The organism is Pseudomonas sp. LS44, from assembly GCF_024730785.1.
Classification (GTDB): Bacteria; Pseudomonadota; Gammaproteobacteria; order Pseudomonadales; family Pseudomonadaceae; genus Aquipseudomonas.
The window spans coordinates 3588958-3609133 of sequence record NZ_CP102830.1 but is presented as its reverse complement, the minus strand read 5'-3'; the positions used below and the strand labels follow the sequence as shown (position 1 = coordinate 3609133).

17 protein-coding genes and 1 other RNA gene are annotated in these 20176 nt (G+C 65.4%); 2 read left to right on the top strand and 16 right to left on the bottom strand.

The features are described 5' to 3' along the window. Positions 1-3: 3 nt before the first annotated feature. The 10 genes from NVV93_RS16170 to NVV93_RS16125 all read right to left on the bottom strand — a co-directional run bounded on the left by NVV93_RS16170 (position 4) and on the right by NVV93_RS16125 (position 8670). Positions 4-1221 (bottom strand): AAA family ATPase, encoded by a 1218-nt coding sequence (locus NVV93_RS16170; protein ID WP_258251662.1) that lies wholly within the window; start codon positions 1219-1221, stop codon positions 4-6. Further along, positions 1215-1718 carry a TadE/TadG family type IV pilus assembly protein gene (locus NVV93_RS16165; protein WP_258251661.1) on the bottom strand — a complete coding sequence of 168 codons (504 nt, stop codon included), beginning with the start codon at positions 1716-1718 and terminating at the stop codon, positions 1215-1217. The genes NVV93_RS16170 and NVV93_RS16165 overlap by 7 nt, the downstream gene beginning before the upstream one ends. Then, a complete protein-coding gene (locus NVV93_RS16160; RefSeq protein WP_258251660.1) occupies positions 1718-2206 on the bottom strand; it encodes a TadE family protein in 489 nt (162 codons plus the stop codon). The genes NVV93_RS16165 and NVV93_RS16160 overlap by 1 nt, the downstream gene beginning before the upstream one ends. Before the next feature lie 8 nt (positions 2207-2214). Beyond that, positions 2215-3576 (bottom strand): Tad domain-containing protein, encoded by a 1362-nt coding sequence (locus NVV93_RS16155; protein WP_258251659.1) that lies wholly within the window; start codon positions 3574-3576, stop codon positions 2215-2217. Between the two features lie 10 nt (positions 3577-3586). Next, positions 3587-3862 carry a hypothetical protein gene (locus NVV93_RS16150; protein WP_258251658.1) on the bottom strand — a complete coding sequence of 92 codons (276 nt, stop codon included), beginning with the start codon at positions 3860-3862 and terminating at the stop codon, positions 3587-3589. A 16-nt stretch (positions 3863-3878) separates the two neighbouring features. Then, positions 3879-5396, bottom strand: a complete 1518-nt coding sequence (locus tag NVV93_RS16145; protein ID WP_258251657.1) for a type II and III secretion system protein family protein — start codon at positions 5394-5396, stop codon at positions 3879-3881. Positions 5397-5766: 370 nt separating this feature from the next. Next, the gene (cpaB, locus tag NVV93_RS16140) at positions 5767-6570 is read right to left on the bottom strand and encodes a Flp pilus assembly protein CpaB (protein ID WP_258251656.1); all 804 of its coding nucleotides are present in this window, start codon (positions 6568-6570) and stop codon (positions 5767-5769) included. Between the two features lie 12 nt (positions 6571-6582). Continuing rightward, positions 6583-7902 (bottom strand): AAA family ATPase, encoded by a 1320-nt coding sequence (locus NVV93_RS16135; RefSeq protein ID WP_258251655.1) that lies wholly within the window; start codon positions 7900-7902, stop codon positions 6583-6585. 15 nt (positions 7903-7917) lie between these two features. Beyond that, positions 7918-8460: a prepilin peptidase gene (locus NVV93_RS16130; protein WP_258251654.1), complete on the bottom strand. Its 543-nt coding sequence runs from the start codon at positions 8458-8460 to the stop codon at positions 7918-7920. A gap of 9 nt (positions 8461-8469) precedes the next feature. Further along, on the bottom strand, positions 8470-8670 hold the full coding sequence (locus NVV93_RS16125; protein ID WP_258251653.1) for a Flp family type IVb pilin: 201 nt from the start codon (positions 8668-8670) through the stop codon (positions 8470-8472). A gap of 383 nt (positions 8671-9053) precedes the next feature. Here NVV93_RS16125 and NVV93_RS16120 point away from each other — a divergent pair, with 383 nt between their 5' ends. Next, positions 9054-9932, top strand: coding sequence for an AraC family transcriptional regulator (locus NVV93_RS16120; RefSeq protein ID WP_258251652.1), 879 nt, complete (start codon positions 9054-9056; stop codon positions 9930-9932). A 67-nt stretch (positions 9933-9999) separates the two neighbouring features. Here the strand turns inward: NVV93_RS16120 and ssrA are convergent. Then, positions 10000-10358, bottom strand: a transfer-messenger RNA (tmRNA) gene (gene ssrA, locus NVV93_RS16115). A 138-nt stretch (positions 10359-10496) separates the two neighbouring features. On the opposite strand from ssrA, the gene NVV93_RS16110 reads away from it, so the two are divergent. Further along, the gene (locus tag NVV93_RS16110) at positions 10497-13412 is read left to right on the top strand and encodes an ATP-binding protein (protein WP_258251651.1); all 2916 of its coding nucleotides are present in this window, start codon (positions 10497-10499) and stop codon (positions 13410-13412) included. Positions 13413-13422: 10 nt separating this feature from the next. Here the strand turns inward: NVV93_RS16110 and NVV93_RS16105 are convergent, their stop codons facing one another. The 5 genes from NVV93_RS16105 to NVV93_RS16085 form a co-directional block, all read right to left on the bottom strand. Next, complete coding sequence (locus NVV93_RS16105) at positions 13423-13668, bottom strand: hypothetical protein (RefSeq protein ID WP_258251650.1); 246 nt, start codon at positions 13666-13668, stop codon at positions 13423-13425. 222 nt (positions 13669-13890) lie between these two features. After that, a complete protein-coding gene (locus tag NVV93_RS16100; RefSeq protein WP_258251649.1) occupies positions 13891-14022 on the bottom strand; it encodes a hypothetical protein in 132 nt (43 codons plus the stop codon). A gap of 111 nt (positions 14023-14133) precedes the next feature. After that, the gene (locus tag NVV93_RS16095; protein WP_258251648.1) at positions 14134-16947 is read right to left on the bottom strand and encodes an FAD-binding and (Fe-S)-binding domain-containing protein; all 2814 of its coding nucleotides are present in this window, start codon (positions 16945-16947) and stop codon (positions 14134-14136) included. Positions 16948-17110: 163 nt separating this feature from the next. Next, entirely contained in the window at positions 17111-18256 is a 1146-nt protein-coding gene (gene lldD, locus NVV93_RS16090) for an FMN-dependent L-lactate dehydrogenase LldD (RefSeq protein WP_258251647.1), read from the bottom strand. 130 nt (positions 18257-18386) lie between these two features. Next, complete coding sequence (locus tag NVV93_RS16085) at positions 18387-20075, bottom strand: lactate permease LctP family transporter (protein WP_258251646.1); 1689 nt, start codon at positions 20073-20075, stop codon at positions 18387-18389. Between the last annotated feature and the right edge of the window lie 101 nt (positions 20076-20176).

The following is a 20176-nucleotide window of genomic DNA, read 5'->3' as shown; positions in this document are numbered from 1 at the left end:
GGTCTATCCCCTGAACAGTCGGCCGAAGGTACGTTTCAGCAAGCCCTGCGCGGCGGCCTCGGTGCCGAGCAGCTCCTGGCACAGCTCGCGCACGGCCAGGGTGACCGGGGCGCGCGGCGCATGAATCCCCAGCGGCACGCCGGTGTTCTGGCTTTCGCTGACTACCGCATAGTCGTTGGGCAGTTTCTGCAGATCGGCACAGCGCAGCGCCTCGGCAATGTCCTTGAGGCTGACCGGGGCGACCTTGTTGTAGCGGTTGACCACCACCTGCAGACGGTTGCCCTGCACACCCAGGTCGTCACGCAGGATGCGCATCAGGCGGGTGGCATCCTTCAGGTGGCTGAGGCTCTGCTGCATCAGGATGTAGACCTGATCGGCCTGTTCCAGCGTGATGCTGGTGAGGTGATCGATCTGCCGCGGCAAGTCGACCACCACCCAGTCGTAGGTACTGCGCGCCAGGCGCAGCAAGGAATCCAATTGCTCCTGGTGCACGTCCTGCGGCAGGCACAGCTCGCTGGAGCGCCCGCCCAGCACATGCAAGTCAGGGCTGAAATGGCTGCAGAAGCCGCGCAGGGCCACGCTATCCAGCTCGTCGATCTGCTGCAGCACTTCCAGATGGCTGTGCGAGGGCCGTACATCCAGATAATGGGTCACGCTGCCGAACTGCAGATCCATATCCAGCAGCAAGGTGCTCGCGCCGCTGGCGCTAAGCTGCTGGGCCAGGTTACAGGCTAGGGAAGTGGCACCGGAGCCGCCCTTGGCATTCATCACCGCGACCAGCTTGCCGCCGCAGCCGGTGCCGCTGCGGGCCTCGCTAAGCACGCGGCCGATCGCCGCCTGCAACTCTTCAGCGGCCACCGGCTCGGGGAGAAAATCCCGGGCGCCGGCCTGCATCGCCAGGCGCATGCCCTCGCGCTCATCCAGCGGCCCGCAGACCAGCAAGGGCGGACGCTCCTGGGCCGGGCGCTGCAGCAGCGCGGCCAGTTCCTCGCGCCACAGGTGACTGAGGCGCAGCAACAGCAGGTCGGGCATCTGCTCCAGGCCGTAAAGCGGATCGGTATGGCCGTTGCTCACCAGCCGCGTGGTCACCTGCAGGCCGGGAATGCGCTGGCTGAGGCCTTGCAGGTGGCGCAAGGCCGCGGCGTCGCGGCTGCTGATCAGCAGCCGCATGCCCTGCTGGGCGACGGTTCTCGACGGGGTGACATCCCTGTTGCTCAGCATGGCGTGATCTCCGGCACTACACCCGCTTCGGCATGCCGGCCAAGGCTCTCGCGGGGCAGGATCGACTGGAACAGCGGCAGCGTGATTCCTGTGCCCAGCACGGGAATCAGCAGGTTGAAGGTGAAGTTCTGCACCCGCAGGCGGACGTAGCGGATCGCACGGAAGCCGGCGGCGCCGCTGAGATCGTTGGGGCTCGCCACGGCCGTGCCGTTCTCGTCCAGATAGGTCAGGCTCAGGTCGGCCGTGTCCAGGCCGCCGATCAGGCTGCTGGCGCCGGCGTCGTTGGCCGCGTTGTAGATAGCGCGGCGCAGGATGCGCGGCTCGCTGATGTCGCATACCGCCGCCAGCCGCGCACCGCGGCGCACGGTTTCATTCAGGGCGTTGACCGTGAAGAACAGACGGCCCATCTCCAGCACAGCGAACAGCAGGATGAACAGCAGCAGGCCGATGATGGCGAATTCGACCACATACACCCCGCGCATCCGCCTGGCGTTCATCACAAGGCCCTCATCACGGTGGTGGCGACCAACGGGACGTTCAGCGCCGTGCCATTGCCGATGAACGCCGGCAGGCCGTTGCCGATGAGTGGCCGGAAGGTGTAGCTGATGGTGACCCGAACGTGCTGCGTACCATCCGCCGCTACTTCCACGTTGCCCGGACAAACCTTGGGGGTCAGGGCGGCACGGGTGTCAGGCGTGCAGGACACAGCCGCCGAAGACGCCACCCCGCTGGTCGCCAGGTTCTGGGTCCGGGTGCGCAGGCTAGCGCTCAACTCGACCCGCCCCAGGGTGGCGTTCCAGGCTTCGTTGGCGGCGAAGCGCCCAGCGTCGCGGCTGGCCTGCAGCAGGCTGTTGTACTGGAACAGCAGGCGGCCGAACTCGCCGATGGCGAACAACAGCAACAGCAGCAGCGGCAGCGTGATGGCGAACTCGACCATGGCCACCCCCTCCTGGGCCTGGCGCCGCGCGAATGCTTGTCGGTCCATGGGCCCTCCTAGGAGTCGCCGCTCGGCGTGCGGTTGTTGTCGATATAGGTCTTGTACAGCTGGATGATCTGCGGGCCGGCATCGTCTATCGGGGTCGGCCCGGCCACATTGTCGCCTTCGCACTCGCGGACGAACTGGCCGAAGATCTGCGCCTCGTTGCCCTTGTGTTCCGCCGGTTGCAGCACGAAGAAGCAGCCGAAACCCAGCACTGGCACCGATGACGTACCCCCATCGGTTCCGCTGCACTGACCGACCACGATCTTCAGCATGCGCCGCTCGAACACCCCACCGCTCTGGCAGCCGCTGCCGCTGCCGGTGCCGGCGGCGCAGGCAGCGGAATCCCGTAGCCAGTCGTTGTAATCGAACAGTGCGTTGCTGGCGGTGGACAGGTTGCCGTTGCTGGAACTTACCGGCTGGTTGCGGTGCTCGATGCGCGGTGGGGTTTCGCTGTCGTCGTACTTCAGCTCGGGCGAGTTGGCGGTGATGACCAGATCCGGCGGATAGTCCTGGCGGCTGAGGTTGCCGCCCTGATACTCGCCAAAGCGGGTGTTCAGGCCCTGCACGGACGGCCCGACGGTATTGCCCGGCTTGGTCTGCACCTGCTCGCCGACGTTGTTGCACTGCTTGATTCCGCCGGCCAGCCCTTCACGGACGCCATTACCGCCATTGCCTCCCAGATCGAGCAGCTGGAAGTTGCCGGGGCCGATCGGCGAGTTGTTGCCAGCAGCGGTTTTCAGCAGCTGCAGATCGCCGAAGCGGTAGCCCCAGAACATCCCATTGCCCGGGTCGTACTGCGCCGGGTTGCCGCACACCATCAGCGGCGCGACGTCGCAGGGGCTGGTAGGACTGGGCCCGGCGGTAGCGATGGCGGCTACCGATTTGGCCGGATCGGGGCCAGCGATCGCCTGCAGAATGCCCCAGAAGAACTGGCTCAGCGGATAGTTCGGCACCGACACCCGCACATAGCTGGCATCTGCAGGCCCCGGGAAGGAGAACGGCCCGTAAACGCTGCTGGCCAGTTCTACCACCGCAAAACTGCCAATGCCCCCGGCTCTGGTGATGGCTGTCGCCAGCTCGCCGTTGCCGTTCTGCGCACTGGCGTTCAGCGACAACGTATCGCGCGCTGCAGTCCGCACCACGGTCGCCGCACCAGCCGCGCCGGACACCTGCAAGAGCCGCTTGGCCCCACTCAGCGCCGCGGCATCCACCGCATTCTGCAGGCGCGTCTTGTTCACCAGCATGTGCCCGCCGTCCAGCGCCAGCGCGGCCATGGCCAGGATCGCCAGCAGCGCGATCACGACCAGTACGATCACCGCCCCCCGCTGGCGACGCGGCGGCGCGGTAAATGGCCTATGGATGCGGGAGTTCATGGTCGGCTCCTCAGTCGCCGATGTTGATCTGGATCGGCTGGCCGACCTGCGCGGCATCGCCGGTCTGGCCCCGATAGCCGTCCATGACCTTCTCGGTCAACGGGCCGTCGGTGCCGGCGGGCGACACCTCCGTGCCGGGATTGGCCGCCACCTGCTTGTCGGCGATCTGCTGGTAGTGGGTCTGGTAGACGCTGTAGCCCAGCGTGCCGACCCGCCCCTCTTCGTAATCCATCACACAGCCGGTCAGCCCGACAACCAGCAGGCCCATGACAATCATGCGTTTCATGCTCGTGCGCTCCGAATCAGTTGAGATCATGGCCAAAGCTGCCTTCGCTGACGCCGAGGCTGACCGGCACCGAGCGCCCGGCCTCACGGCCCTTGGTCTTGCCAAGCAGGTAAAAGTCGAGGTCGCTGGGCTCGACGAACTTCTCGGTTGGCAGGCGCACGGTGCGCGCATCCACCGGCTTGGCCAGGTGCGGCGTGACGAGGATCACCAGTTCGGTTTCGCCATTGATGAACGACTGGCTGCGGAACAGATGCCCCAGCACCGGGATATCACCCAGCCCCGGGAAACGGCTGACGAAATCGCGGGTGTTTTCGCTGATCAAACCGGCGATGGCGATGGTCTGGCCATTGCCCAGCTCGACGGTGGACTCGGCGCTGCGCTTGGTCAGCGAGGGGATGACCTGGGTGACCCCATCACCCAGGATGCTCTGCAGGCCGGTATCCAGCACCAGCGAGTTGGCATTGGAAAGCTCGCTCACCGAGACATTCAGGTTGAGGTTGATGCGCCCGGAATCGAGCACCACCGGAAGGAACTTCACCCCGACCCCGAACTCCTTGAACTCGATGGTGATGCCATCGTCCTCGGTGATCGGCACCGGGAATTCGCCACCGGAAATGAACTCCGCTTGCTGCCCGGTCAGGGTGGTCAGGGTCGGCTCCGCCAATACCTTGGCCGAGCCATTGTCCTTGGACGCCTCCAGCACCACGTTAAAGAGGAATTCGTCCGAGAGGAACTGAGCGAAGATGCCCTTGCCATTGCCGATGAGCGAACCGGGTGGAGTAATCAGTCCACCTCCGGGGGTCAGGCCCAGCCCCTGACCATTATTGAAGCCGCCCCCGCTCCAGTTGCTGGAAGAGCCGAAGTCCAGGGCGTTGAAACGCACATTGAGATTCTTGACCAGGCTGCGTTGCATCTCCGCCACCTTGACCTCCAGCATCACCTGCTGGCTGCCACCGACGCTCAGCAGGTTGATCACGTCCAGCGACTGGGTCGGTGCCGCCACGGCGGCTTCACCTTCCCCCTGCACCACACTCGAGGTTTGTGCGGTATAGGTCTTGGCCAGCTTGACTGCGGTATCCATGGCCACCGCGCTGCTGACCTGACCGCGCAACACCAGGGCGCCTTGGGCGCTGTAAACCTCGATTTCTTCGTTGGGCAGCAGCTCGTGCAGCTTGCTCTTCAAACCGTTGAGGTCGTGCGCCACCTCGAGTTCGAAGTTGTCGATCAGGCGGTTGCTACCGTCCCACAACAGCACGTTGGTGCTGCCCAGGGAGCGCCCCAGCAGGTACAGCTGGGTCGGGCTGGTGATCAGGATGTCGGCGATCTCCGGGTTGCCGACCGAAACCCTCTTCACCGGCGCACGGGTGGTGAGTACGCGCGACTTGTAGATAGGCACTTGGATCTGGCTGGTGTTGGCCGCCGGCATCGCACGTACCGCCGTCGGCGGCTCGGCCGCCTGCACCGCGGCAGTCAGCAGCAAGCATGCGCCCAGGGTGTGCAGCGCGTATGTCCTGAATTTGTGGAGGGTATCCATGTACTACTCCTTGCGTGGTATGCCGCTTGCCATCAGTTAGTACGCCTGCCTCTCAGGGCATGCACCGCTTAGCTTGTCTCCCTCTTCCGTCTACGGGAGAGGGCTGGGGGAGAGGGCCAGCCCAGCTTTTGTAGGGCGGGTTAGCCGCGCAGCGGCGTAACCCGCCAGCGGTGCCACCTGGGCACCCGTGTCCAGCCTGGTCGGTGGGTTACGCCTACGGCTAACCCACCCTACGAATCTGCCTCTCTTGGCGTGCACCGCTTAGCTTGTCTCCCTCTCCCGTTTACGGGAGAGGGCTGGGGAGAGGGCCGGCCGTCGACATCCCCCTCCTGTCCTGCTCTCCCCGTAGGCGCGGGAAGTTAAAGCACCGCTACAGTTGGGCTTTCGCCACCTTGACCTCGATACCGCGAATCACCGTGATGCCGCCGCCACTGCCACCGCTGCGGCGCAGCACCGGTTTGGAAACCTCAGGTGCTACCGCTGCCGGCTGGTTCACCGCCAGTGGTTGCGCCGGCTTCTTCTGCTCGTCCAGCGGATTGCGCAGGGCCAGTTGCAGACGACCTTCGCTCATCGCCTTGACCAGCACCTCCGCCTCGGCGGGGCTCATTTCCAGGGTTACCGCGCGCACCACGACCGGCTGGGTCTTGTCGGTGCTGGCGGTCTGGTCCACCGCCAGCACGCGCAGGTCTTCCAGAATGGTTTCCGCCTCGGCATTGCTATTGCCGCCGGCCTGCTTGGTCGCCAGCACATCCACCCGGTTGCCCGGCAGGAGGAAGCCACCGACCCCGACCACGTCGTCCACCCGCACCGACACCGCGCGTTTGCTGGGCTCGATCAGCGAGGCCAGGGTGCTGCCGCCCAGGTGCTCGGCAAGCCGGGCGCCGCGCAGGATGTCGCCGCGCAGCATGGAGAAGGTGGCGATCTTGCCCACCACCTGCTCGCTGGTTTGGAACGAGTCGTCCGGCACCGTGCCCTTGGGCATACGCACCACGGTGACCTGCTGGGCCTCGACCATCTGCCCGAACGGAATCTCCACGGTGGCGACCACCACGTTCTGCAGGTTGTCGTCCGGACTGGCGTTGAGCCGCGCGCTCAGCCAGTTGTTGGCCATCCAGGCAGCGCCCAGGCCGAGGACCAGGGACAGGGCAATCAGAGTCAAGGTACGCGCGCTCATGTCGGTATCTCCCTAATCCAAAAAGTCGAGCTGGACGAAGTAATTGCGCCAGGCCCACTCCAGATCGATGAATGACAGCGGGCCAGAGGCATTCAGATAGCGTTGACGATCCAGCGCCATGCCCAGCAGGTCACGCGGGTGGCAGGGCACCAACGGCATGCCCTCGGCCTCGTACAAGCCCTGCAGCACGTACCGCAGCAGCAGCGGGTCGAAAGGAATGCCCAGGCGCTCGCACTCCTGGCGCCAGATGCGCTCGTAATGGCCGGGGTCGAGGTAGTTGAAATGCAGCTTGTAGCCAATCCGCCGAAGGAAGGCCTCGTCCGCAAGTTCCAACGGATTGAGGTTGGTGGAAAACACCAGGACCAGGTCGAACGGTATTTCGCAGTGCCGGCCGCCGCCAAGATTGAGGAAATCGCGCCGCTCTTCCATCGGCACTATCCAGCGGTTGAGCAGCGCGCCCGCCGCCACGCGCTGACGGCCCAGATCGTCGATGACGAACAGGCCGTTGCTGGCCTTGAGCTGCAGCGGCGCCTGGTACAGACGGGTGGAAGGGTCGTAGCGGACCTCCAGCTGCTCCAGGCCCAGCTCGCCGCCGGTGATCAGCAGCGGCCGCTTGCAGCACAGCAGCCGCCGGTCGATGCCTTCGTTGAGCAGCAGGCTGCCCTGCTGCTCGACATCCAGGCGCTGGTGGATCTGCGGATCGTAAATTTCCAGCACGGCATCGTTGATGACGATGGCATGCGGCAGCCAGATGGCCTCGGCAAACAAGCGGATCAGGCGGCTGCTGACATAGGTCTTGCCGGTGCCGGCCGGGCCGTAAATCATGATGGCGCGCCCGGAATTCAGGGCCACGCCCAACTGATCGAGCATGTCATCGGCCAGCACCACCCCGTCGAAGGCGCAGTGCATGTCGCTCATGCCGATGCGGCCGTGATGGATGGTCTGCACCTTCAGCAGCGAACGGTAGGCGCTCACCGGAAAGGGCGCGGCGCCGATGTAGCCGCTGCGCGCCAGGGCATCGCGGGCGGCACGCCGGCCACGCTCGGTGAGACCGTAGCGCAGCCCCTGACCGCCGACCTGACCAAGTACCTCGACGCGCCCATCCTTGCGCAGGAAGGCCAGCACCTCTTCCAGCACCGAGCCGGTCAGCGCCAGGCGCTCGACCAGACGCGGCAGATCCAGAACCCCGGCGTCGTGCAGATGCTTGCACAGCAGATCGCCGAGGAAGTTGTCGGTCAGGCCGGTATCACGGATGCTGCGTGGCTGCGGCGCCAGACGCTGCACGGCCTCGCGCTCGCTGGGGTAGGCATCGCTGTCGCTGACGGCGTACATAACGGTTCTCCCGTGCTACAGGCCGAAGCCGAACAGCTGCCAGTTCTTGAAAGGCTGCCAGAACAGACTGAGCAGTGTGCCGAGCAGAATGGCTACCGAGTAGGGGAAAGGCTGATCGGCCACTTCATTCGGCGCTGGCGCCAAGTAGGCCTGTGCCCTGAGCATCAGCCAGTAGCGCGACAGGGTCAGCGGCAACTGGCCGCGCACCAGCACCAGCAGGAAACCGCAGAGTCCGCCGGCCAGCAGACTGCACCCCGCCGCCCACAGCACCGCGCCGGGCGCCAGGAAACTGCCGACCATGGCCATCAGCTTGACGTCGCCGGCAGCCATGCCGCCCAAGACATAGAGCGGCAGGAACACGACGAAGCCGACCAGCAGACCCAGCAGGCCGTTGCCCAGCCCGGTAATGCCGGCGAAATACGCCTGGCTGGCCAGGCCCAAAACCAGCCCCAGCAGCACCAGCCAGTTGGGGATGCGGTGGCGCCGCAGATCGCTCACCACCGCAATCATCAACAGTCCAACCAGACTGAGCACCATTAGCCGTTGCTCCATGGGCATCAACTGGTGTCAGCAGCCAGCGCCCGGCGTTCCCGCTACGGCCTGATGCAAACAGGTGATTGCGGTGTTCACGTTCGTGCCCAGGGTGACGAACGCCAGGACGACCCCTACAGTGACCAGCCCACCCGCCACCGCATACTCCACGATGGTCAGCCCATTCTCGTCCTTCACGAACTTCACCACCGAACTCTTGATCGCTTGCAGATCCATTTCGCCCACCTCATTCGCTTATTGATTTGTCGAACTCAACGGCATGCCATGTGCCGCCTGTCTGCACCCTAGTCAGGGGCAAGTGCGGAGGGTTAGGAGTTTTTTGCGCATCACTAGGAGTTTTTTGCCCGTCCGGCGTCTGACCGAAAAGCGTCAGACGAACGGCGAAATCCCTGCAATGCCAAGCAAAATGGCGATTCCTTGACGCAGGCAGGCGGCCGAGGCAGTTTTTTAGATCGCTATTCAAATAAGACCTTAGTCTTATATAAAAAATAGGTCTTTAGGCTGGTAGCACATTGACAATACTGCAGGGCAGGGAAACGCAAGGCCCTGCGTAGAGTTTCTGGAAGGGCCATATAAGAAAACAGGGCGGGTTCGGGAAAATGGCGTGCATTTCCGGAAGTAAACCAGTGCTGTTATGGCTCGATCTCACACACGATCGCTCGGCGGAGGAATTGATCGGGCAGTTTCGCTCGTCCTGCGATTGCCGGCTGGCACGAGACTCCAATGTGACGGATGCGGAACATGACCAGCAGCCCGACATGATCTGCATGCACTTCGACCGCCCGGATGCCCTCGGTCTCAACCTGCTGCTGGAGGTCAAGCGCACCGCGCCATCGATCCCCATCACCATGTTCACCGTGCAACACTCCGAGGAGCTGGCTGTATGGGCTATGCGTGCCGGCGTCTGGGAGTACCTGGTGTTGCCGCTCCCCGGCGTCGAAAAGACCCGCTATCTGGAATGTCTGCAGCAACTGCGGACCTTGCGCCAAGGCGGCACCATCCACGCCAGCAAACCCTACATCGAGCACGGCTGCCCACTACCCGACAGCATCCGGCTGACCAAGTCGCACCAGAAGCAGCGCGCGCTGCAAAAGGCCCTGCTGCATATCGACCAGCACTTTCGCGAGGGTATCGATCAGAAGGAACTGGCTCAGCACTGCGGCATGACGTCCTTCCGCTTTTGTCGGCTGTTCAAGGAGCAGCTCGGTGTGGGCTTCATGGAGTACATCCTGCGCAAGCGCATGGGCTTCGCCAAGGAGCTGCTCGACAACAGCCAGATGCCTATCACCAGCATCGGTTATGAGGCCGGCTTCAAGGATCCTTCCTACTTCGCCCGCGCCTTCAAGCAATTCGCCGGCTGCACGCCCAGCGAATATCGCCAGGCGCGCCGCGGCGAAGTGCCTGTAGCAGTAGGGCCGGCATTGGATGATCGACCGTTAGAGGTGATCGACAGCCAGATGCTTGGCCTCGGAGCCTGACGCTGGTCATCGCTACTGGCTTTCAGGCACAAAAAAAGACGTCCGTGGACGTCTTTAGATGTGTGGGTGGTGGAGCCGGGGGGATTTGAACCCCCGTCCGCCAGTTCTCCGCTGTCGGTTCTACATGCTTAGCCATCTCTATTGAGTTAACTCCGCGCGGCCCGAGTGGCAGGGCGCTTGGAGCGAGCTGCATAAGTTTTAGCCGTTACACCTGCAGCGAGCTTGGCGGCGATCCTGTTCTATCTGACTGTCCAGAATCTTCGGGTTTACAGGCATCCCCTATGGACAGCTAGCGGCACTTAGGCGGCTAGAGCGTAGTTGTCGTCGTTGGCAACTATAAGTTTGCAACAGTGGATTTACGAGTTCTGTTACCAACTCGGCATGCCCCTAGAGTTTTGTTACCGGCGTCGAATCCTAATCGGCCCCAAAACACTGTAGTAACACAGTGGGATATGCAGTCTACGGCAAAGGTGCTGGCGCGTCGACCGGCATGGACGGCGGGCGGGCAGCGGTTATCATGCGGCTTTCGTCTGCTAACGCCGACATTCTGGAAGAGTCGTCGCTATGTCGCGTGCTTCGCGTTACCCCCTGCGCCGGTGGATCTGGCGCGCCTTCGTGCAGAGCGCCCTGATTCCGCTGATTCTGGTGGAGTCGGTGCTGATCGCCGTGTACCTGCTGACCAACAGTGCGATCCGCGATGCACAACTGGATTATCTGCAGCAGCGTGCGGTGCAGGATCTGACCGCCGCGGTGCAGCGCGAGGGGCAGATCATCGATGGCCGCTTGCAGGGCATCGAGGCACAAGTGCGCATCTACCGCGATGCGGTGGCCCAGGCTCTGGCGGATAAGGCCTACCAGCCGGACGCCTTGGAGCGTCAGCGCCATGCGCTGACGGCTGACGGCGTGTTCTACAGCCGCAGCGACGATGGTCGCGCGGCGTCCTTCTATGCCAGCAGCACGCCGCAGGCCCGGCAGGACCACGCCAAGGCCCTGCGCTTGATGCACGTCGACCCGCTGATGCGCTCGATCCAGGCTGCCAGCCCGCTGGTGTCGGCGATCTACTTCAACAGCTGGGACAGCTACAACCGCATCTACCCGTTCTTCCTCACCCCGGATCGCTATCCCCATGACATGGTGATCCCCGACTACAACTTCTATTACCTCGCCGACGCCCGCCACAACCCCGCGCGCAAGGTGGTGTGGACCGACGTTTACCTCGACCCGGCCGGTTTGGGCTGGATGATGTCGGCGGTCGCGCCGGTGTATCGCGGTGACTTCCTCGAAGGGGTGGTGGGTCTGGATATCACCATCGGCAAGATGCTCGCCGAGATTGGCAGTTTGCAGGTGCCCTGGCAGGGCTACGCGATGTTGGTGGGCCGCGACAACAGCATCATGGCGCTGCCGGAGGCCGGCGAGGGCGACTTCGGCCTCAACGAGCTGACCCAGCACGACTATCTCGAAGCCGTGCAGCAGGAGACCTTCAAACCCGCAGATTTCAACCTCGCGCAGCGCCGAGAGCTGCAGCCGCTGCTGCAGGCCATGGCGGCGAACCCGAGCAGCGTGCAGGAAGTGCTGCTCGGCGGGCGCAAGCAACTGTTGGCCTGGAGCGAGATTCCACAGACCGGCTGGCGCCTGCTGCTGGTGGTCGACGAGGCGAACATCTTCCAGCAGACCAACCGCCTCGCCGAGCACTACCGGCAGATCGGCTACCTGCTGATCGCCGGCCTGCTGTCGTTCTATGCGCTGTTCTTCGCCTGGATGTGGCGCCGTTCGCGGCGTCTGAGCGATGCGCTGGCCGCGCCGCTGCAGGGCATCGCCGGCATGCTGCAGCGCTTGGGCCTGGGTGACTATCGGCCGCAGGCGCCGAGCAGCAGCATCGTAGAGATCGCCAGCATGGGCGCAGCAGTGGTGCAGGCCGGCGCGCAGCTGCAGGCCAGCGAGACGCAACGCCAGCATGCGCAGCGCAAGCTCGAACTGATCCTCGAGAGCACCACCGAGAGCCTCTGGGAGTTGGACAGTGAGCGACTGACCTTCAAGCTCGGCGAGCGCTTCATCCGCCGCTTCGGCCTGCCCTACGACCAGATGCCGCTGGCCGAGTACAACCTGCGCGTGCACCCGGACGACCGTGATCGGTTGCGGCACCTGCGGCTGCTGTGTCGCGAAAGCGAGAGCGAGAACAGCTTCGATGCCGAATACCGCTTCGCCGACGCCCAGGGCCAGTACGCCTGGCTGCTCAGTCGTGGCCAGGTGCTGGAGCGCGACGCCGACGGCATGGCGCTGCGCGTCGCCGGCACGCACGTCGACATCACCCGGCTCAAACGCGTGCAGGAGGAGTTGCGCCGCACCAGCGTCGAGGCGCAGAGCGCCAGTCAGGCGAAGAGTCGCTTCCTGTCCAGCATGAGCCACGAACTGCGCACGCCGCTCAACGCCATTCACGGCTTCGCCCAGCTGATCGAACTGGAGGCCGAGGAACAGGGCGAGACCCAGCCGGTGCTCGGCTATTCGCGGGAAATCCTCAACGCCAGTCGCCACCTGACCTCGCTGGTCGACGACATCCTCGACTTGTCGAGCATCGAAAGCCGCCGCCAGCAGTTGCAGTTGCAGCCGATCGAAGCCGGCGCGCTGCTCGCCGGCTGCGCCGAACTGGTTCAGCCGGAGGTCCAGCAGCGGGGTCAGCAGTTGCAGGTGATGAGTGTCGAACCGCCGCTCTACGTGCTGGGCGATGCGCGCCGGCTGCGCCAGGTGCTGCTCAACCTGCTGTCCAACGCGATCAAGTACAACAGTACCTACGGCCTGGTCAGCCTCGGTTACGAGGTGCGCCCCGGGTGCGTGCGGCTGTGGGTCGAGGATGGCGGCGCCGGGCTGAGTGCCGAGCAGCAGGCGCAGCTGTTCCAGCCGTTCCAGCGCCTCGGCTGGGAGAATTCGACCACCCCGGGTGCCGGGATTGGTCTGGTGCTGTGCCGTGAACTGGCCGAGCTGATGGATGGTGAGATCGGCTTCAGCAGTTCGCCGGGCGTCGGCAGCCGGTTCTGGATCGATCTGCCCAGTGCCGCCGCGCCGCAGGCAGCGGCGGATGCTCAGGCGCACAGCCCGGTGGCGGCGCCACGGGCGCTGGCCCAGGTGCTGTGCGTCGAGGACCATCCGGCCTGTCTGAAGGTGCTCCAGGAGGGCCTGCGCGAATTCGCCGAAGTGCGCGGCGTGGCCTCGGTGCAGCGGGCGCTGGCCGCGCTGGATGAGCGGGTGCCGGCCTTGCTGCTGCTCGACCTCGACCTGCCGGACGGTGACGGCCTGGAGGTGCTCGACCACCTGCGCCACAGCGTTCGCCTGCGCGAGGTGCCGGTGCTGGTCATCAGCGCCACGGCCGACGAGGCCGCCTTCGCCGAGGCGCGCCGACGCGGGGCCCAGGCTTGCCTGGCCAAGCCGGTGGACCTGCAGCAGGTGCGCCGGCTGGCGTTGTCGTTGCTCGGCCGGGCACCCTGAGGCGCGGCGCTTACTCGTTGGCTTGCAGCAGCTGTATCGCTTCGCCGAGGACCTTCACCGACTCGGTGTGGTCGCCGGACTTGTGCAGCGCTTCGCCTTCGGCGCGCAGCTTCTGCACCTGAGCCAGCACGGCGGGGTCGCTGGGTGGGGCGGTTTTCAGCATCTGGTCGATCTGGGTCATGTCCGCTGGGCAGTGCATGGCCCAGAGCGGGGTGCTGAACAGCAGGGCGGCAAACAGCAGGCTGAAACGGCGCATGGCGGTTCTCCAATCTGAATGAACGGATCTTGAGTATAGGAAAGCCGGCGCTGCTGGTTAGCTAGTGCCGCCCCCGCCTTTATCGCTGTTTTCCAGTACCTGCAGGGTCTTGTTGCTGTTGTTAATGCAGCCTTCGGTGTCACCCACGACCTTGGCTTCCTCGGCCTGCTGGGTGGCGGTATCGCCGTTCGACGCTTGGGTCGCCAGGGCGTCCTCCAGCTTCTACAGGTTGATGTCGCACAGGTCGGCGGCGAACACCGGCGCGGTCAGCAAGGCCGCGACTATCAGCATCGCAAAGCGCTTCATGGTCGGTTCCTCTTGTCGGTTTACCCCGGTGCCCCAGTCGTGGGACAACTTCTGGGGTGCCGCTGTCGGCATACAAGGGTGGACTTGCGACTGTCCGGCTGGGTTCAGTTTTTTGGCCGCCCAAGAACGCCCCACGCAGTCGGGGCCGAGCGCAGCGCCTCAGGGCGCGGCCTTGGGCTGGGTGACTCGGTCGACAAGATAGACCAGGCCGTGGTAATCGATGCCGGAATGGCTGGACAGACCAATCTCGCAGGTGCGGCTGGTGGACACGCCTTCCGCGCAGGTCTGCACTGCGTCCTTCAGCGTGCGCAGCGCGTGGTCGTTGAGCTCCGGGGTGGTGAAACCCTTGTCGCCGGCGAAGCCGCAGCAGTGGATGCCTTCGGGGATCACCACTTGCGTGGTGCAGCGTCGCACGATGTCGATCAGCCCCTGGGCTTCGCCGAGGTGCTGGGTCGAGCAGGTGACGTGCACCGCCACCGGCTTGTCCTCCGGGCTGAACTCCAGGCGCTCGAAGAGCTGCTCGCGGATGAACTTCACCGGGTCGTGCAGGTTAAGGCGCGGATCGAGGCCGTCCTGTAGCAGGCGCAGGGTGCACGGGCTGGTGTCGCAATAGATCGGGTCGAGGCCGCCGCGGCTGGCTTTCAGCAGCGCGGCGATCAGTTCCTGCTTCTTGGCTTCAGCCTGCTTGGGGTAGCCCTTGGAGGCGAACGGCTGGCCGCAGCACAGGCTGTCCTGGTGGTCGGGGAACACCACCTGGTAGCCAGCCTTTTCCAGCAACTGGCGGGTCTTGGTGAGCAGCGGTACTTGCTCGGCATCGCCGGCCGCCGGGCCCATGGCCCGCGAGACGCAGGCCGCCAGGTAGACCACCCGTGGGCGGGCATCGGCTACCGGCGCCGGTTGCGGGCCGAGGCTCAGCGGCTGCGGCATGGCCGGTGACCACTGCGGCACGAGGCCGCCGCTGACCTTGTGCAGCGCCGCGCTGGTTTTCGCCAAGCGCGGTGCGCCGAGCAGCCGGCGCGCACCATTGGCCACGTGCAGCGCGGCGCGGGTGCCCTGCATCGCGGTGTGGAAATGCCCGGCCAGCCAGCTGGCGGTCTGCTGATGCGTCGCCGCCTGGGCGCGCAGCTGGCGCACCAGGTCGCCGGTGTTGATGTTCACCGGGCAGCGTTGCGCGCACAGGCCGGTGGCCGCGCAGGTGTCGAGGCCCTGGTACTGGTAGTCGCGTTCCAGTTGCCGGGTGTTCTCGCCGGCGCGCTTCTTGGCCTGGATATCGCGCCAGATGACGATGCGCTGGCGCGGGCTGAGGGTCAGGCCCTTGGACGGGCAGACCGGCTCGCAGAAACCGCATTCGATGCACTTGTCGACGATCGCGTCGGCGGCCGGCAGCGGCTTGAGGTGCTTGAGGTGGATCTGCGCATCGCGGCTGAGCTGCACGTCCGGATTGAGGATGCCGGCCGGGTCGAGCAGGGTCTTGATCCGCCACATCAGCTGGTAGGCGTCGCTGCCCCACTCCAGTTCGACGAACGGCGCCATATTGCGCCCGGTACCGTGCTCGGCCTTCAGCGAACCGCCGAACTCCACCGCCACCAGTTGCGCGACGTCGTCCATAAACGCCGCGTAGCGCGCCACCTGTTCCGGCGCCTCGAAGCCCTGGGTGAACACGAAGTGCAGGTTGCCCTCCAGGGCGTGGCCGAAAATGATCGCCTCGGCATAGCCGTGCTTGTCGAACAGCGCGAGCAGGCGGTTGACCCCGGCGGCCAGCTGTTCGACCGGGAAGGTCACGTCCTCGATGATCACCGTGGTGCCGGTCTCGCGCGCCGCGCCGATCGCCGGGAAGGTGTCCTTGCGGATGCGCCACAGCTGGTTGTAGACGGCCGGGTCTTCGCTGAAGTCGACCTGCTTCTCCACCGGGAACTCGGCGATCGACGCCATGATCTGCGCCAGCTGTTCGTGCAGCAGGCTCTGCGTGGCGGCGCGCGATTCGATCAGCAGCGCGCAGGCCTGGCCGGAGAGGTCCTTCACCCAAGCCGGCATGCCGACCATGTCCTGCACCGAGCGCAGGCTGCGCCGGTCGAGCAGTTCCACCGCCGACACCGGCTGGCGCTTGAGCACCGGCACGGCCAGGCAGCAGGTCTCCACCGAGGGGAAGACGATCAGCGCGCTGGCCTTGTGCGGGTGGTCGGGCACGGTGTCGTAGGTCACCGCGCTGATGAAGCCGAGGATGCCTTCGGAACCGACCATCAGGTGGCTGAGGATGTCCAGCGGCCGGTCGTAATCGACCAGGGCGTTCAAAGACAGCCCAGTGGTGTTCTTCAGCCGGTACTTGTGGCGGATCTTCGCCGCCAGCTCGGGGTTGGCGCGGGTTTGTCTGCCCAACTCGGCCAATTGCGCGAGCAGTGCGGCGTGGCGCTGCTCGAACGCCGCGACGCTGGTCGCGTCCTCGGTGTCCAGCACGCTGCCGTCGGCCAGCACCAGGCGAATGCCGGCGAGGGTCTGGTAGCTGTTCTGTGCGGTGCCGCAGCACATGCCGCTGGCGTTGTTGGCGACGATGCCGCCGATCTTGCAGGCGTTGATCGAGGCCGGGTCGGGGCCGATCTTGCGGCTGTACGGAGCCAGCCAGGCGTTGGCCTGGGCGCCGATCACCCCCGGTTGCAGGCGGATCTGCGCACCGCCTTCGCGGATCTCGCGGCCGTTCCAGTTGTCGCCGAGGACGATCAGCACCGAATCGCTGAGCGCCTGGCCGGACAGGCTGGTGCCGGCGGCGCGGAAGGTCACCGGCACCCGTTCGGCCTGCGCCAGTTGCAGCAGGGCGACCACCTCGGCCTCGCTCTCGACACGCACCACCAGCTTGGGGATCAGCCGGTAGAAGCTGGCATCGGTGCCGAAGGCCAGGGTGGACAGCGGGTCGTCGAAACGCCGCTCGCGCGGGATCAGGCGTTCGACGGCGGTCAGGAAGGCGGCGGGCAGGCTCATGCGTGCTCCAGGAATCACGGTGGGTTGGGGGCCGCTCGTGACGGCCCCTCGGATTATGGTTGACTGCACCCCGCTGCCGTTCACGGTCGCGGGGCTGGGGAGCGGGCCGCTGGTGGGTTGCCCGCTCCACTCCCGCGCCCGGTAAGGCGCGGGAGTCCGGGCGTCAGACGCCCAGTTCGCGGACCAGCGAGTCGCGGCTGATCTCGGAAATCGACTTGGCGCCGGTGAGCACCATGGCCACGCGCATTTCCTTCTCGATCAGGTCGAGCAGGTTGGTCACCCCGGCCTGGCCAGCGGCCGCCAGGGCGTAGATGAAGGCGCGGCCGAGCAGCACGGTGTCGGCACCGAGAGCGAGCATGCGCACCACGTCGAGGCCGGTGCGGATGCCAGAGTCGGCGAGGATCGCCAGTTCACCCTTCACCGCGTCGGCGATGGCCGGCAGCGCACGGGCGCTGGACAGCACGCCGTCCAGTTGGCGGCCGCCATGGTTGGACACGACGATGCCGTCGGCGCCGAACTTCACCGCGTCCTTGGCGTCTTCCGGGTCGAGGATGCCCTTGATGACCATCGGGCCGTCCCAGAAGTCGCGGATCCACTCGAGATCCTTCCAGGAAATCGACGGGTCGAAGTTGGTCCCCAGCCAGCCGATGTAGTCGGCCAGGCCGGTCGGGTGGCCGCGGTAGGTGGAGATATTGCCGAGGTCGTGCGGGCGACCGAGCAGGCCGACGTCCAGTGCCCAGGCCGGGCGGGTCACCGCCTGCAGCATGCGGCGCAGCGCGGCGTTGGGACCGCTCATGCCGGAATGCGCGTCGCGGTAGCGCGCGCCGGGCACCGGCATGTCGACGGTGAACACCAGGGTGGTCACCCCGGCGGCCTTGGCGCGCTCCAGGGCGTTCTTCATGAAGCCACGGTCCTTGAGCACGTAGAGCTGGAACCACATCGGCCGGTCGATGGCTGGGGCGACTTCCTCGATCGGGCACACCGACACGGTGGATAGGGTGAACGGCACGCCTTTGGCCGCGGCCGCCTTGGCCGCCTGCACTTCGCCGCGCCGTGCGTACATGCCGGTCAGACCCACCGGCGCGAGCGCCACCGGCATCGCCAGGGTTTCGTTGAACAGGCGGGTTTCCAGGCTCAGCTCGGCCATGTTCTTCAGCACGCGCTGGCGCAGGGCGATGCTGGCCAGGTCCTCGACATTGCGGCGCAGCGTGTACTCGGCGTAGGCGCCGCCGTCGATATAGTGGAACAGGAACGGCGGCAGCCGGCGTTGCGCGGCGGCGCGGTAGTCGGTTGAGGCAGAGATGATCATGAGCGTCTCATCGGTGGATGGTCGATGTCAGTTCCCTCTCCCGTATACGGGAGAGGGCTAGGGAGAGGGCGGCGGAGCTAATTACCCTCTCCCCCGGCCCCTCTCCCACGCATGAGAGAGGGGAGAGCACTTAATGCACCAGCATGCCGGTGAATACATAGGCTTGCGCCAGGGTGATCAGGCCGACGAAGGTGGCGAAGATCAGGCTGTGCTTGAGGGTGAAACGGAACAGATCCGACTCGCGACCGACCATGCCAGTGGCGGCGCAGGCCACGGCGATGGATTGCGGCGAGATCATCTTGCCGGTCACCCCACCGCTGGTGTTGGCCGCCACCAGCAGGGTGTCGTTGACCCCGATCTGGTGCGCGGTGGTCGCCTGCAGCGAGCCGAACAGGGCGTTGGACGAGGTGTCCGAACCGGTCAAGAACACGCCCAGCCAGCCGAGGAACGGCGAGAAGAACGGGAACGCCGCACCGGTACCGGCCAGCACCAGCGCCATGGTGGTCGACATGCCGGAGAAGTTGGTGACGAAGGCGAAGGCCAACACCATGCCGATCGACAGGATCGGCCACTTCAGTTCGACGAAAGTCTCCTTGAGAGTGGTCAGACCAGTTTTGACGTGGATGCCGAGGATCACCATCGACAGCAGCGCCGAGAAGAAGATCGCGGTGCCGGTAGCGGATACCGGGTCAAGCTTGAATACCGCAGGAATCGCGGTGGGGTTGGCGACGATCGGCGCGACCTTCATCACCAGCTGGTCGAGGTGCGGGATGGCGATTAGGAACACGAAGCTGTCCAGCGCACCGCCGGGAGCGAACATCGCCTTGAACGGCTTGAGGGTCCAGATGGTGACCAGCACGGTGAGCACCAGAAACGGCGACCAGGCTTTGAGAATCTGCGCGAAGCTGTACGGCGACGGCTCGGTGCTGCGCACCCCACCGAATCCGCCGAGTACTGCACTGCCGTCGGCATTCACGCCGGCGATCTCTTGCTCGCCTGCGGTCTTCGGTTGCCAGACCTTGAGGAACAGGGTCAGGCACACCAGGCTGACCAGCGCCGAGGTGATGTCCGGCAGTTCCGGGCCGATGAAGTTGGAGGTGAAATACTGGGTCACGGCGAAACTGGAACCGGCGACCAGGGCGGCCGGCCAGGTTTCCTTGATGCCGCGCCAGCCGTCCATCATCGCCACCAGCCAGAACGGCACGATGATCGACAACAGCGGCAGTTGGCGGCCGGTCATGGCGCCGATCTTGAACGCATCGATACCGGTGACCTGGCCGGCGACGATGATCGGGATGCCCAGGGCGCCGAAGGCTACCGGTGCGGTGTTGGCGATCAGGCACAGGCCGGCGGCGTACAGTGGGTTGAAGCCGAGGCCGACGAGCAGGGCGGCGGTGATCGCCACCGGCGCGCCGAAGCCGGCGGCGCCTTCGAGGAAGGCACCGAACGAGAAACCGATCAGCAGCACCTGCAGGCGCTGGTCACCGGTGATCGACAGCACCGAGCTGCGGATCACCTCGAACTGGCCGCTCTTCACCGTCAGTTTGTAGAGGAACACCGCGGCAACGATGATCCAGGCAATCGGCCAGAGGCCGTAGGCGAAACCGTAGCCGGCGGCGGCGAAGGCCATGTCGGTGGGCATGCCGAAGGCGAAGATCGCCACCAGGATTGACAGCGCCAGGGTGATGGTCCCGGCGACATGCCCCTTCATGCGGAATACCGCCAGGGCGAGGAAGAAGAAAATGATCGGGATGAGGGCTGCGAAGGCCGACAGGCCGAGGCTGCCGAGGGGCGTGTAGAGCTGTTGCCAGGCTTGCATCGTGGGGTGGCTCCCTGATTGTTGTTGGGTGTGCCTGTGGGCCGGGGCTGCCTCGGCGCTTGTGGCGCGCGGGCGAATCGGATCTTGACCTCGGCGTGCAG

Bases quoted from the DNA above. Each gene is read 5' to 3' on its own strand.
- NVV93_RS16110 (WP_258251651.1), top strand. From the start codon at position 10,497: ATGTCGCGTGCTTCGCGTTACCCCCTGCGCCGGTGGATCTGGCGCGCC.
- cpaB (WP_258251656.1), bottom strand. From the start codon at position 6,570: ATGAGCGCGCGTACCTTGACTCTGATTGCCCTGTCCCTGGTCCTCGGC.
- NVV93_RS16145 (WP_258251657.1), bottom strand. From the start codon at position 5,396: ATGGATACCCTCCACAAATTCAGGACATACGCGCTGCACACCCTGGGC.
- NVV93_RS16130 (WP_258251654.1), bottom strand. From the start codon at position 8,460: ATGCCCATGGAGCAACGGCTAATGGTGCTCAGTCTGGTTGGACTGTTG.
- NVV93_RS16125 (WP_258251653.1), bottom strand. From the start codon at position 8,670: ATGGATCTGCAAGCGATCAAGAGTTCGGTGGTGAAGTTCGTGAAGGAC.
- NVV93_RS16120 (WP_258251652.1), top strand. From the start codon at position 9,054: ATGGCGTGCATTTCCGGAAGTAAACCAGTGCTGTTATGGCTCGATCTC.
- NVV93_RS16095 (WP_258251648.1), bottom strand. From the start codon at position 16,947: ATGAGCCTGCCCGCCGCCTTCCTGACCGCCGTCGAACGCCTGATCCCG.
- NVV93_RS16160 (WP_258251660.1), bottom strand. From the start codon at position 2,206: ATGGACCGACAAGCATTCGCGCGGCGCCAGGCCCAGGAGGGGGTGGCC.
- NVV93_RS16105 (WP_258251650.1), bottom strand. From the start codon at position 13,668: ATGCGCCGTTTCAGCCTGCTGTTTGCCGCCCTGCTGTTCAGCACCCCG.
- NVV93_RS16155 (WP_258251659.1), bottom strand. From the start codon at position 3,576: ATGAACTCCCGCATCCATAGGCCATTTACCGCGCCGCCGCGTCGCCAG.
- NVV93_RS16150 (WP_258251658.1), bottom strand. From the start codon at position 3,862: ATGAAACGCATGATTGTCATGGGCCTGCTGGTTGTCGGGCTGACCGGC.
- NVV93_RS16170 (WP_258251662.1), bottom strand. From the start codon at position 1,221: ATGCTGAGCAACAGGGATGTCACCCCGTCGAGAACCGTCGCCCAGCAG.
- NVV93_RS16135 (WP_258251655.1), bottom strand. From the start codon at position 7,902: ATGTACGCCGTCAGCGACAGCGATGCCTACCCCAGCGAGCGCGAGGCC.
- lldD (WP_258251647.1), bottom strand. From the start codon at position 18,256: ATGATCATCTCTGCCTCAACCGACTACCGCGCCGCCGCGCAACGCCGG.
- NVV93_RS16085 (WP_258251646.1), bottom strand. From the start codon at position 20,075: ATGCAAGCCTGGCAACAGCTCTACACGCCCCTCGGCAGCCTCGGCCTG.
- NVV93_RS16165 (WP_258251661.1), bottom strand. From the start codon at position 1,718: ATGAACGCCAGGCGGATGCGCGGGGTGTATGTGGTCGAATTCGCCATC.